At 33.8% G+C, this 13284-nt stretch carries 16 protein-coding genes; 15 read left to right on the forward strand and 1 reads right to left on the reverse strand.

Translation table 11 applies throughout. The features are described 5' to 3' along the window. The first annotated feature begins 54 nt into the window (after positions 1–54). On the forward strand, positions 55–1212 hold the full coding sequence (locus AC4BB7_RS07460; RefSeq protein ID WP_490484931.1) for an AbiH family protein: 1158 nt from the start codon (positions 55–57) through the stop codon (positions 1210–1212). Between the two features lie 68 nt (positions 1213–1280). Here AC4BB7_RS07460 and AC4BB7_RS07465 read toward each other — a convergent pair whose 3' ends face one another. Beyond that, a complete protein-coding gene (locus AC4BB7_RS07465) occupies positions 1281–1751 on the reverse strand; it encodes a hypothetical protein (protein ID WP_490484932.1) in 471 nt (156 codons plus the stop codon). A gap of 14 nt (positions 1752–1765) precedes the next feature. Here AC4BB7_RS07465 and AC4BB7_RS07470 point away from each other — a divergent pair, with 14 nt between their 5' ends. The 14 genes from AC4BB7_RS07470 to AC4BB7_RS07535 all read left to right on the forward strand — a co-directional run bounded on the left by AC4BB7_RS07470 (position 1766) and on the right by AC4BB7_RS07535 (position 13282). Then, positions 1766–2104 (forward strand): hypothetical protein, encoded by a 339-nt coding sequence (locus tag AC4BB7_RS07470; RefSeq protein WP_490484933.1) that lies wholly within the window; start codon positions 1766–1768, stop codon positions 2102–2104. A 25-nt stretch (positions 2105–2129) separates the two neighbouring features. Further along, the gene (locus AC4BB7_RS07475; RefSeq protein ID WP_490484934.1) at positions 2130–2330 is read left to right on the forward strand and encodes a hypothetical protein; all 201 of its coding nucleotides are present in this window, start codon (positions 2130–2132) and stop codon (positions 2328–2330) included. A gap of 6 nt (positions 2331–2336) precedes the next feature. Beyond that, a complete protein-coding gene (locus AC4BB7_RS07480) occupies positions 2337–2573 on the forward strand; it encodes a hypothetical protein (RefSeq protein WP_490484935.1) in 237 nt (78 codons plus the stop codon). 147 nt (positions 2574–2720) lie between these two features. Further along, complete coding sequence (locus AC4BB7_RS07485) at positions 2721–3005, forward strand: hypothetical protein (RefSeq protein WP_490484936.1); 285 nt, start codon at positions 2721–2723, stop codon at positions 3003–3005. Between the two features lie 29 nt (positions 3006–3034). Next, positions 3035–3295: a helix-turn-helix transcriptional regulator gene (locus AC4BB7_RS07490; protein WP_490484937.1), complete on the forward strand. Its 261-nt coding sequence runs from the start codon at positions 3035–3037 to the stop codon at positions 3293–3295. Next, positions 3292–3507 carry a hypothetical protein gene (locus AC4BB7_RS07495; RefSeq protein ID WP_490484938.1) on the forward strand — a complete coding sequence of 72 codons (216 nt, stop codon included), beginning with the start codon at positions 3292–3294 and terminating at the stop codon, positions 3505–3507. The genes AC4BB7_RS07490 and AC4BB7_RS07495 overlap by 4 nt, the downstream gene beginning before the upstream one ends. A gap of 13 nt (positions 3508–3520) precedes the next feature. Further along, positions 3521–3988, forward strand: coding sequence for a hypothetical protein (locus AC4BB7_RS07500; protein ID WP_490484939.1), 468 nt, complete (start codon positions 3521–3523; stop codon positions 3986–3988). Between the two features lie 222 nt (positions 3989–4210). Next, positions 4211–4693 carry a hypothetical protein gene (locus AC4BB7_RS07505; protein ID WP_490484940.1) on the forward strand — a complete coding sequence of 161 codons (483 nt, stop codon included), beginning with the start codon at positions 4211–4213 and terminating at the stop codon, positions 4691–4693. Between the two features lie 30 nt (positions 4694–4723). Beyond that, positions 4724–5377 (forward strand): hypothetical protein, encoded by a 654-nt coding sequence (locus tag AC4BB7_RS07510; protein WP_490484941.1) that lies wholly within the window; start codon positions 4724–4726, stop codon positions 5375–5377. A gap of 158 nt (positions 5378–5535) precedes the next feature. Beyond that, on the forward strand, positions 5536–7773 hold the full coding sequence (locus AC4BB7_RS07515) for a glycoside hydrolase domain-containing protein (RefSeq protein ID WP_490484942.1): 2238 nt from the start codon (positions 5536–5538) through the stop codon (positions 7771–7773). Between the two features lie 142 nt (positions 7774–7915). Next, positions 7916–8524, forward strand: a complete 609-nt coding sequence (locus AC4BB7_RS07520; protein ID WP_490484943.1) for a hypothetical protein — start codon at positions 7916–7918, stop codon at positions 8522–8524. Between the two features lie 925 nt (positions 8525–9449). Next, complete coding sequence (clpB, locus tag AC4BB7_RS07525; protein ID WP_490484944.1) at positions 9450–12053, forward strand: ATP-dependent chaperone ClpB; 2604 nt, start codon at positions 9450–9452, stop codon at positions 12051–12053. A 208-nt stretch (positions 12054–12261) separates the two neighbouring features. Next, the gene (locus AC4BB7_RS07530) at positions 12262–12702 is read left to right on the forward strand and encodes a MarR family winged helix-turn-helix transcriptional regulator (RefSeq protein WP_490484945.1); all 441 of its coding nucleotides are present in this window, start codon (positions 12262–12264) and stop codon (positions 12700–12702) included. 175 nt (positions 12703–12877) lie between these two features. Continuing rightward, positions 12878–13282 (forward strand): organic hydroperoxide resistance protein, encoded by a 405-nt coding sequence (locus tag AC4BB7_RS07535; protein ID WP_490484946.1) that lies wholly within the window; start codon positions 12878–12880, stop codon positions 13280–13282. Positions 13283–13284 lie beyond the last annotated feature (2 nt).

Genomic DNA, 13284 nt, shown 5'->3' on the forward strand with positions numbered 1-13284 from the left:
GTACACTTATTTCTAGAATGAATGTGATTAAATAAGTTGGTAAGGGGTTATCGTATGTCCAGTCTAAGTCAGAAAATAGAAGAAAAATGTAAAAGTATTGTTGTAATCGGAAATGGGATGGATTTGAGTTGTAACTTATCGTCAACGTATAATGACTTTTTTAAAGATAGATACAGTGAGAAAATTATAGAATACTTTACAGGTAAAAAACACTATCCTAGAGGTGTACCTGAACAGACTGTTGATGAATATAATTTACTAGATTTTATCCTATTATCAACAATTAAAATAAATGGGGAGACAATAGAATGGAACGGTATTGAATCTGAAATCTTGAATATTTTATCAGAGGATTACCCATATAATATCAGTGAGTTGTCTCGTCAATATATATCAATTGCGTCAGGGAAAGTACAACATACCAGTCAACCGGATATTGCTATAAAAGATAGAATAGTACGTAGCTTAATGAAAAAAAAATTACTACCTTGCAGTTTAGAAGTGGGAAAAGACATAATTTATTATAGTGATCTTATAAATAATGAATTTGTACGTTCAATAAATAGTATAGAAGATTCTTTCAAGATTTATTTAAAAAATAAGGTATCCAGCAGTTCATACTATAAAGAAAATTTGGAACAAATTTACAATTATATTTTAGATGGTGACTTGAAAAGTGGTTTTATTATTAATTTTAACTATACTGATGAACTTTCGGATAGTTTTTATGAATTAGAACATGTACACGGTTCATTGAATAATGATGTGAATGTTATATTTGGAATCGATGAAAGTCAAGTTGATTTAGATAATATGTTTGCGTATCGTTTGAGTAAAACGTACAGAAAAATTGAATTAGACTCAGTTGCAAAAAATGAAATTAAAAAAATGCCTAAAAACATTGAACAAATAATATTCTTTGGACATTCATTAAGTGAAGCAGACTATGCCTATTTTCAATCGATTTTTGATTATTACAACATTTACGATAGTGAAGTTGATCTAACTTTTTACTATAAGAATTATTCTGATCAAGCATTTTCTCACTGTTTAGAAGCAATTACAAAATTAATAAAACGGTATGGGGATACTTTGGATAATAAGGATCATGGGAAAAATCTATTGCACAAGCTAAGTTTGGAATGTAGATTAAAAGTGAAAGAGATCCAGATAGATTATGATGAAAATAAATTTATCACTTCTGTAAACTAATTAAAGAAAGGACTACGGTTATTCTAATGATAACTGTGGTCCTTTCTCATAAGTCAATATTACGAAGGCTAAAGACGAATAATAAGGGTGTTCATTTTATCTCTGTTGTTTTGTTTAAGGGATTGTCCAAAATTACTTACTTGAGTTCTTTTTTTCTTCAGTAGATTATCAGATATTGAAAGAGGAAATGAACCTTCTCGCTCAAGGAGAATATTTTCGATAGTAAACACTTTCTTTTGAAAGAAAGTAAGACGTTCCTGATCTTTTGCTCTAAAGTACTTGTCTTTTGCTTTACGTGCTGCACGCAAAAGGTAGTAAGGAGTGATTGTTTTTTCTTTCAAAAGTACTTCAGTGGAACGGGACATAAGTTCGAAAATCATAGTTTCAAAATCGTCTATGATAGGAATACTGTCGACCATTTGTTGTGGACGTTCCTGATCGTAGCAAACTTCTTCAGAAGAAAATGTTAAGTTACAATAAGAACAAGTCAAGTGTTGATCAAGATCCGTACCACAATATTTACAAGATGCTTTCTCCATTTAAGGTTCCTCCTTTGGATCGATTAACTACTGATGAAAACCCTACTTTGTCTAATGATGAATCAGAAAAATCTGGTGATAATGTAGATATATTTGCAGACATATTTGCTCCAATGAGAGTTTTTTCAAAGGAATTTAAACGGAAAATTCGCCAATCTCTTCAAAAGTTATTTTTTGAGTCAATTTCAAAACGGCTTACGGATCAAACTTGGGACTTTCCAGATAGCGACATGGTTGGTACTGCGTGGACGGACAATACAATTATTACTGTGTATGACTACTTAGATTCTCCACTAACTGAAATAGAACAGTATGTTGCAGAAGATGAAAACAGATTTTTAATCTATCGATAAAACTTTAGTAAAGAATGAGGTAGCTATGTATATTAGCAAAACGAAAAGAAAAATCATTGTCAGTTGTCCTTACAATAAAGATTTTATTGAAGAATCACATAAGTTGAAAGGAAAATGGTTACCAGGTAGTAAAACCTGGTCCTTTTCCTTAGACCAAGAACAAGGTGTTTTGCTTGCTGTTGAAAAAACCTTTGGACGGGTTCCAGATCAATCTATTTTAGGTTAGGGATCAATGACTAAAGCGGAGATTATTAGATATTTAGAAGCTAGTATCGAGTCAAATGGTCGACCAGTAAATTATAAGATAGATAAAAAAAGCGTCAGAGTTTATCAAATCAGCAATCAAATTGGCAAAAGTAACTCAATCTATTTTGATTTGTCAGATGATCAATATCTATCAATCACAATAGAATTTGTAAATCTTAGTGCAGCGGTTATGATAAAAGATATAGTAACTACTTTTGGATAATCTGAAGTAAATGAAAATTATTTTGTTGGTTCGATGGTGTTTGAAAGAGTAAGTCCTTCATTTCTTAAAGTTTTAATTGGGATTATTGATGGGAGTATCTATACTCATGACCCTCAAACACAACTTTCTCCGTATCAAGAGGGCTTATTGAGTGAATTTATTCGATGGGGAAAGGAAAAAGATAATCCTTTATACAGAGGGATCATGAATAAACGAGTATTTTTAAAAGACAAATACAACAATGAGCTTTATGGATGGACAATCGATGAAGTTAAGCTGTTGCTAGAGTTTAATGGTTATGATGTGAAATCGATACAAAAAATTAGGCATGATAACACAGAAATTGAGGTTGCGTTATGTGCTGGGTTTGCTGTCAAAGCGAACGGAGTAGCATTCGCTTTTGATCAAGACAAAAATGATTTAGAAATTTAGAACAAGATAGGTAGCAAGGTGGATCAATAATGGTGGATAGAGAATCAATACCTAAACGAGAAAAGAATGCTCCTTACTTCTTTAAAAATAGAATAAGAGAAATTAGAGAGAGTAAGGGGATGCTGCGAACGGAATTAAGTAGAAAGGTAAACGTCTCTTATCAAACAAGGTATCGATTAGAACGGGAAGAATTTTCTCCTAGTTTATTGTTAGCGCATGACGTTGCCGATGCATTGGACCGATCCATTGCGCAAGTATTCATTTTTGAAAAGAAAGACGGGATGTCATGAATGAAGAAATGGCAAATAGGTTAGTTGAGGCTATTCAATCTCCAGATTATTCAGGAATTATAATTCAAATTATTGGCATTCTGTTTCTTTTAGCAGGGGCTGTTTGGATCGCTAAGAAGGAAGCTAAAAAAACTAAGGATGACTTGAAAATTAAAAATCAAATTCTTGATGAACGTCAGGAAAAATTGGAGAGAATTCAATCTTCAAATTAGTGAGAGCATTAATATGCTGACAAGTCAGCAGTTAGATTTATCGACTACTCAAAAAAAGGTAGAGGAAAATCTTCGTGAGCTGACTAGGTTAGCAGAGCTATCGAGAAATGTAAACATACTAAATATGGAGAAGACCTTTCCAATATTCTTTGAAAAGTACAGAGAGTTTGAAAAATATTTTACATGTTTAACATGGTACGAATTGAGGTATCCTGGGAAAGGAGAAGAGCTTGATTACGAAGATTTAAGACAGTTAAGAAATACATATTCTAAAGTAGAGAATACCAGTTTACGTTTTTTTGATTCAAAAGATGTACCGACATACTTGTACAAAGATTTTGAAAATCTTAGAAGAGTTCTAATTAGGCATGCAATGAGTTCTTCATTAGAGTGGAAAAGAGTGGAAAGATTTTTTTCAGGAATATATTTGGAAATAAAACCAATTGTTAATGAATTTAAGCGAAAGTTAGATCAAAAGTAAAATAGCATTTATGTAAAATTCTGTTTTTCTAAATAAAAAAGTTTCTCTTAAATATGCGTTTTCCAAAAACATTAAGTAATGGAATGGATTTTTCATTTACACATAATTCTTGACGCAACCTTTCACAATGTTAATTGTAATATACTTGTTGTTTTTTTAACTAGCATATGGTACTATTTACTGTAATAAAAGTATCACAAAATATGTGAGGAGATGTCCAAGATGAAACGCAAATCAATAGGTATTTTAGCAGTTTCTGTATCGATTGTATTATTGGGATTAACTTTTGTATTTAGTAAAAATATTTCACAATCTAAAGACCTTGATGAAGTTTTGACTAGTGCGGAGAAATTAAACATAAATTCGGAAGTTGACTCTAGCGCAATAAGTAGTACTGTGGAAGAAGAATCAATTGTTGATTTTAAGGGGATAAATGGTGAACAGATCTATAATATTTTCAAAGATCATACAGCTATGGAAATTGTAGATTTGTTAGATGAATTTAATGAAGATTCGGATCGAATTGTTGTTACTTCGTCAGGAGAAGTTTTAAATGGGGTAATTGATTTTAAAACTAAAAATTCTAGTAATAGAAAAATTGATACTACTAATGATCCTCAAGGGATAACAGTTCATGAGCTTAAAGCGTTGATTGAGGCTCACAAAGAGGAAATAAATGAATTGGCTAATAAGCAGAGTCAATAAATTTATATATATTAAAAAGGAGAGTTTAAAATGAAAAAAATAATGTTTACTATCTTATTGGGTGGAGCCGTGTTAGGTTTCAATAAGCAAGTGTGGGCCGCAGAGTATAAAGCTCCAGAAAAAGCAGCTGATGTACCAGTAGAAGATGTTGCTTTTATAGGATTAGAAGATACAGATAAGGTTGTGAAATTGTCAGACGGTACTTTTTTACATGGAGAAGCTACTATAGGAAAGTTTGGATTAGGCGAGAATGAACTGACTGTTGTTAATAGTGAAACAGCACCAAATGCTGTTACAGTCGAAGTTGCAAAAGAGATTTTAGAGAAAGACAAAGAATCTAATGTTGTGAAACCTACACCTCGAGGTATTGTTTCGTCGTTTAATTATAAGGGTCTTGGACATGGTGCTTCTGTATCTGGTCATTTTGCGAGAAATAGAGGTTGGAACTCTTTGAACACTGTTTATCAATCTACTGCAAATGGTCCATATTTGAGATATTATTCGGGCTATGACTCTGCAATGGTAGGTACTGCTCAACAAGCAACACAAACATTTTCAGGAAGACTATCGGGAACATTGTTGCCAGCAAATTCATATAACTATTATCCTGGTATAAATACAATGTACACATATTATGGAAGTGCACCAAGCCAATGGCAAGCGTACCAAATTATCAATATTTGATTTAAATAGTTTGACTATTTTATAAGCTCCTTATGTGGAGCTTTTTTTGTGGAAGTTTTTTGAAAGGAATGTGAAAGTTTAAGTTTGAATATTCTTGCTATACTAATTTCATATTATTACGTAATGATATGAATTAAAAAAAGAAAGCAGGGATTTTAATGGATCAGATGGTTTTAGAAACACAAAAATGGTTAAATAAAACATATTCTTTTGAGACTGGTATGGTACCTCAAGATGGGAAAACTGGTTGGCGAACTATTTATGCTTTGAGAAGAGCATTGCAACAAGAAATGGGAATTACCGCAACTTCAGATAATTTTGGACCTACTACGGAACGATATTTTAAAGAGAAAGTGGAACCAACATTTAAAGATGGCGGTACACCAAAAGTAAATATCGTAAAAATTTTACAAGGTGGCTTTTGGTGTAAAGGAATTAATCCAGGGGTAAGCGGGACTAATCCACTTGATGGAAAATACACAAAATATACAAAGGATGCTGTCTCAGAATTTCAAGAAATGGCGGGATTAAAACCCGATGGCTATTTAACTGCAATGCTAATGAAGGCTTTACTTGATATGAGTGCATTTTCACTATTAGGTGATCCGAAGATTCGATTGATGCAACAAGAATTAAATAGAAACTATAATGAATATTTTGGCTTACTTCCATGTGACGGAATTTATCAAAGAGATACCAACCAAGCGATTATTTATGGTTTGCAATGTGAAATGGGCATGTTTGTTGGTTATGCAAATGGTTATTTTGGCCCTGGCACAACAGTGAGTTGTCCTACGATTAACATTGGACATCCAAATAAAGCGAATATCAAGTTGTTACAGTATGCATTATACGTGAATGACGAATACAAAGGCCCCTTTGACGGAATATTTACTCAACAGGTTGCAGATGCAGTTCGTAGCTTTAGAAAATTTATGAAGATTGGGGATGTGGAACGAGGAAGTGCAGATATGCCAGTTATTAAAGCATTATTAGCAACTACTGGAGATACTGAACGACCGTCAAATGCATGTGATACTTCTATGCAAATTTTAAAACAATCACATGTAGATTTACTAAAAAATGCTGGATATAACACGATTGGTAGATACTTAACAGGAACCGTTGGAGTTGGTGCACAAGAGCGACCGAAAAATCTAACCGTGAATGAAATAAATCTATTAAAGAAAAATAATTTTAAAATTTTTCCGATCTATCAGGATGGCGGTTGGTATTTAGAGTACTTTAAAACAGCAGGTCAAGGCTGGACCGATGCGCGTTTAGCAGGGGCAGCAGCAAAATCATTAGGATTCAAAGATCATACAACCATTTATTTTGCGTGTGATTTTGATGTCTTAGGTGATGAAATTCCCTATATTATTGCTTATCTAAGAGATGTAGTTGATTCTATGCGTCAACACTATCCAGAGTATAAAGTTTCGTTATATGCACCAAGAAATGTATGTGCACAGGCGACAGACCAGATCGTTCAAATCACGAATTGTTTTGTTTCGGATATGTCTTCAGGGTTTAGTGCAAATTTAGGTTATAAAATGCCAAGAAATTGGTCTTTTGATCAATATAATGAGTATGAGCTACAAGGAATTCCGCTGGATAAAGTAGCGATGTCTGGTTTATTTGATGTTGGGCAGAGTACGTTTAATGCACCACAAAATGTCGATAAACAGGGTGTATCATCAGAAACAAAAACAGCGAAAGAAGCAGAAATTGCTAATGAAATTGCTAATCGACTAAAAGCCTTTCGCAAGGTTGTAGGGCTTGATTTTAAATCAGAGATTGAACATACTGTTTATTTTGGACAAATCAAGATGACTTTAAAATTAGAAAATGAAATTTCAAGTAGTGGCGATGCAGATGCAAAATTCGTTATTAAAAATGGGAAACCAGAGATCAAATTTGCTAAAAAATTAGAAGAACTTCAAAATGCATTGGATATTGTGGGTGCCGATGATTCATTGGTGGAAACAATTAATCAGTTGGCTGATATCGCAAATGAAGGAGAAATCCAAGTGCGATTTAAAGCTGATTCGTTTACTGAAGTAGGAATGGAAATTTATTTTACAGGAAGTTATGTAGCTGGAAATATTGATGGCCAAGATGTACCATGCAAATACCAAATTACTCTAGGAATCTTTGTAGATCCAAGTAAATTACCTCCGGGTATGAATGCAGATGTTGATCGGATTCAAGAGTCTATGAAACGAGTAGATGCACAATTAAAAGTTGCAGGTTTCGTTGGTTTAACAGGATTAGCATTATGTGGTGGCTTTGTTGTTGCATCAGGTGTTAGTTTTGGAACAGCTGTAGCTACAACAGGTACTTCTGTTATCCAATCAGTCGCCAGTTTTTTTGCTGCTTTGAAAGTAATAGGATAGATTAAAGAAATATAGGAAAACAATTGTAGTGTCCACAAAAAGCTATTTTTTGTGGACACTATGTTTTTATTTAGTCGCATTTTTCCTTATAAATTGATATTATTAAAAGGACAACTGTACAATATATGGAGGAATGGACAAATTGAAAACACAAAAATATATTTTTGTAGCATGTAGCTTACTTTTTTTTGTTATAACAGGTTGTAGTGATCAGAGACAATTAGAAGAATATAGAACTAAACTATCCAGTGTAGAGGACGAAATGAAAAAAAATCAGCTGGTAGAAAATCACGATTTAGCTACAGAAAAAAAAGAATATGGCATTAATGAGCGCGTTGTCATAACAAAATCAAATCAACCATTAGTTGCATTTACTATTACGAAAGCAAGTAGCAGTATGATTAATTTTAAAACAGAGGCCACTCTTACAAAAGAAAGTGAGCATGAGCTTCTGTTAGAAGTAACTTATGAGAATATTAATTACTCAGAACCATATGAGATGAGCTGGACTCTTTTAAGTAACTCGAAAATAACTGACAATAAAAACGATGTAGTAAATTTTGGTGGTACACAAAACGATAAAGATATAAATAAAGGTGAAACGAACAGTATGACATTCTCAATCAAAACCAAACAGTTAGCAAGCAAAGTTGATTATCTCACATTTAAATATTATTATCCTCAAAGTTTACTAAGAGGAACTTATTCTGAAAAGGATTTTTTGATAATCAAGGTACCAGTCGAACATTGATTTAAAGGTAGTTTAAATATTGGAGGATAATTTTAGGAAATATATTTAAAATGAATTAGAGTTAAAAGGTTCAATAGGGTATAGGCAATTGATCATTTTTTGAACGCTGTTGTTACAAGATTTTAGAGTGTTCAATAGAGTTGCATAAAATATACATTTGGGATAGAGGATTTCTCTATCCTTCTTATTTAATTGAGTACCTCAACCAAAAACATTCGTTTTTGGTTGAGGTGAACTCTAATTTTTGTTGTTTGTATAGGTTTAGCTACTCTAAGCATTTTCAGCTAGCTCATCGTTACAATACTGTAATTAGAGTTATTGATTGTTTGGATTTTTGGGGGTTGAGCTATAACTTGGAAAGTTATAGCTCAACCCCCATTTTTTATTCCAACGATAATAATATTTGCGAAAAAATGAATAAGTTGTATCATAAAATAGAGAGAAAGAATTTGTCAAAATAGCATAGTTTTTATTTGACCTTTACTGACCAATTGAGTATAATTGATTTATAAGGTCAAAGTTGATCAGACTTTAGTCCTTGAAAAAATAGTACAAAAGACCTAATGTCTTTTTGAGGAATAAACGATACTATATTATAGTGTAGACAAGTTTCGTGGAGAAGAATGCAATATGTATTAGTTGGAGCAGCGCTCGTTACACTTTAACAGTATCTAGTTCCACGAGCTAGCCTTTCGGAAAAAAGACAAAATAGGATTGTGACCAAAAGCATCACACTCATATTTTTCTATTTTTCAGTCAAGGCTGATCAAGCTCGTTATACTTTAATAGCATCTAGCTACACGGGCTAGCTTCTCGGAAAAAAGATAAATTATGATTGAGGCAAAAAGCACCTCATTCATAATTTCCTATTTTTCATTCGAATCTGAACGAGCCCGTTACGCTTTTAAATTTAGGAGGTAATTCTATGAACATCGAAAAAATGACAACGACTTTACAAGAGGCAATCGCAGAGGCGCAACAAGTAGCAGTCACTCGTCATCATCAGGAAATCGATATTGCTCACCTATGGAAGATTTTTTTGCAGCCGAATCATTTTGGTCGTAATTTTTATACAGACGCTGGAGTTGATGTAGATGCTTTTGAGCGCGAAATCGATAAAGCAATCGATGAATATCCAAGTATTCAAGGCAGCAATATTCAATATGGTCAAAGCATGAGTCAGAATCTGTTTAACTTATTAGGTGAAGCAGACAAACTTAGAGAATCGTTTCAAGATGAGTTTCTAGCAACTGAAATCGTGATCTTAGCGTTGATGAAATTGAAAAATTATCGTTTAACAAAATATTTAACAAGTCAAGGAATCACAGAAAAAGAACTACGTAAAAATATCGAAGACATGAGAGGGGGAGATCGTGTGACTTCTCAAAATCAAGAAGAACAATACAAAGCATTAGAAAAATATGGGGTGGACTTAGTCCAACAAGTTAAAAGCGGTAATCAAGATCCAATTATCGGTCGTGATGAAGAAATCCGTGACGTGATTCGGATTTTATCTCGTAAAACAAAAAATAATCCTGTTTTGATTGGTGAACCAGGGGTTGGTAAAACAGCAATCGTCGAAGGGTTAGCACAACGAATCGTTCGTAAAGACGTGCCTGAAAACTTAAAAGATAAAACAATTTTTTCATTAGATATGGGGGCTTTGATTGCCGGAGCTAAATTCCGAGGCGAATTTGAAGAACGCCTAAAAGCAGTCCTAAAAGAAGTAAAGAAAAGTGAAGGTCGTATCATTTTATTCATTGATGAGATTCACAACATTGTTGGTGCAGGCAAAACAGAAGGTAGTATGGATGCCGGAAACTTATTAAAACCAATGTTAGCTCGTGGGGAATTACATTTGATCGGTGCTACAACACTAGATGAATATCGTCAGTACATGGAAAAAGATAAAGCGTTAGAGCGTCGTTTCCAAAAAGTCTTAGTGAAAGAACCAACGGTGGAAGATACGATCAGTATTTTACGTGGGCTTAAAGAACGTTTTGAAATTCATCATAGCGTAAATATCCACGATAATGCCTTGGTGGCTGCGGCTACTTTATCAGATCGTTATATAACTGATCGGTTCTTGCCAGATAAAGCTATTGATTTAGTCGATGAAGCAAGTGCGACAATTCGGGTTGAAATGAATTCAATGCCAACTGAACTGGATCAAGTAACACGTCGTTTAATGCAATTAGAGATTGAAGAGGCGGCGTTGAAAAAAGAATCAGATGACGCTAGTAAAAAACGTTTAGGTGCATTACAAGAAGAACTGGCTGATCTTCGAGAAGAAGCCAATGCAATGAAGATGCAATGGGAAACAGAAAAAGAAGAAGTCAATGCTGTCAGCAATAAACGTGGAGAAATCGATAAAGCAAAACATGAACTAGAAGATGCTGAAAATAATTATGATTTAGAACGAGCAGCTGTTCTTCGTCATGGTACGATTCCACAATTAGAAGAAGAATTGAAACAGCTTGAAGCTAAAAATGCGAAAGACAATGTACGCATGGTACAAGAAGCTGTAACTGAAAATGAGATTGCGCAAGTCGTTGGTCGTTTAACGGGCATTCCTGTAACCAAACTAGTTGAAGGAGAACGGGAAAAACTAATGAAATTGAACGAAACCCTTCACAAACGTGTCATCGGTCAAGATGAAGCTGTAGATGCTGTGAGTGATGCAGTGATTCGTTCTCGTGCTGGTTTACAAGATCCAAATCGTCCATTAGGTTCTTTCTTATTCTTAGGTCCAACAGGTGTTGGTAAGACAGAACTTGCTAAAGCTTTAGCAGAAGATCTTTTCGATTCAGAAGATCACATGGTTCGGATCGATATGAGTGAGTATATGGAAAAACACAGTGTATCTCGCTTGGTTGGAGCTCCTCCAGGTTACATTGGTTACGAAGAAGGCGGTCAATTAACTGAAGCTGTTCGTCGTAATCCATATACGATCGTTTTACTAGATGAAATCGAAAAAGCGCATCCTGATGTGTTCAACATTTTACTTCAAGTGTTAGATGATGGTCGCTTGACGGATTCTAAAGGCCGAGTGGTTGATTTTAAAAATACTGTCTTGATCATGACAAGTAACATTGGCTCTCAATTATTGCTTGAAGGTGTGACGCCAGAAGGAACGATTCCAGAAGCTGTTGAAGAGCAAGTGATGACGATTTTACGCGGGAATTTCAAACCAGAATTCCTAAATCGAATTGATGACACAATTTTATTTACACCACTAAGCCTAGAAAATGTCAAAGGCATTATCGGAAAAATGACGGCTCAATTAGCGAAACGTTTAGAACATCAAGAAATTGAATTAGTGATTTCTGATGAAGCAAAAACTTGGATCGCTGAAAGTGGTTATGATCCAGCTTACGGAGCTCGTCCATTGAAACGTTTTATTACGAAGGAAGTAGAAACTCCATTAGCAAAAGAAATCGTTTCAGGCCGAGTATTGCCGAAAACAAAAGTAACGATCAGTCTGTTGAATGAACAGTTAGTTTTTGAAAATGAACCAATAGAAGAATAAGTTAGAAAGTAAAAGAGTGGGGCAAAATGCCTAGTTCTGAGAAAGAAGGAACTACTTTTTTACAATTGTTTATTCGGATTCTAAGTGGCTGAGACATAACGCGAAAAGTTATGTCTCAGCCACATTTTTTTAAGTGTAAAAAATTGATTTTAAAAATGATATTGTGTAGAATCTAACTATTATAATAACAATTTAAAAGAGGGATTTAGTGAATAAAAAAAACAGAAGATTAGAAGAGCAGCTTTGTTTTTCTTTACAAACAGCCTCAAAACAGTTTAACAGAATGTATGCTAAGGCGTTGAAACCATTTCATTTAACCTATCCCCAATATTTAGTCTTGCTCGTTTTATGGGAATATTCAGATCAAAGGATCTCAGATATTGGTGAAAAACTAGCGCTTGATACAGGAACATTAACTCCTATGTTGAAAAGGATGGAGAAAAATGGTTACATTCATCGCAATAGACTGCCAGAAGATGAACGGATCGTGATTGTTTCGCTTTCAGAAAAAGCGGCTCAATTAGAAACAGAAATCTATGATCAAGTACAAGGGTGTTTAAATCAGCTTGATTTCAATGAAAAAGAATATTTTTCATTAATTGAACAAATCAACTCTTTAAGCAAACAAATTGGTGAAATCAACCATTAAAATATAGTACCCAAAGACTTCAAAAAGAAGAGGATGATTTAAATCCCTGCTTTTTGGAGTTTTTTTAGAAGTAGAATTGAATGGTATGAAGCAAACTATTGTACATCGACGAAAATATTGTGTACAATTTAATTGTACGATATAGTTATGAAAATAGGAATTGGAGGAAAGAATCATGAAAAAAATCTATTCAACAACGATCATCAATACAGGCGGAAGAGAAGGAGAAGTTTTCTCACCAGATAAATCATTTAATTATCAAGTGACATCTCCTGGTCCTCATCAAGAAAATAAAACAAATCCAGAGCAATTATTTGCAGCAGCATATAGCTCTTGTTTCAACAGTGCTTTAGAACTTGTGATGGCACAACAAAAAATTACATCAAAAAGCACAGTAAAAGCGACTGTTTCATTATTTAGCGATGAACAAACTGGCTTTCAAGTTGGGGTTGTATTATCGGTAAAAATCGATGATGTCGATCGTGAAAAAGCAGAAGAATTAGTTAAGACAGCTCATGAAGTATGTCCATACTCAAAAGCAACAAGAGGAAATATTTCAGTTGAGTTAGAAGTAGAATAAAT

The organism is Enterococcus sp. AAFC-DPL-5182, from assembly GCF_058216605.1.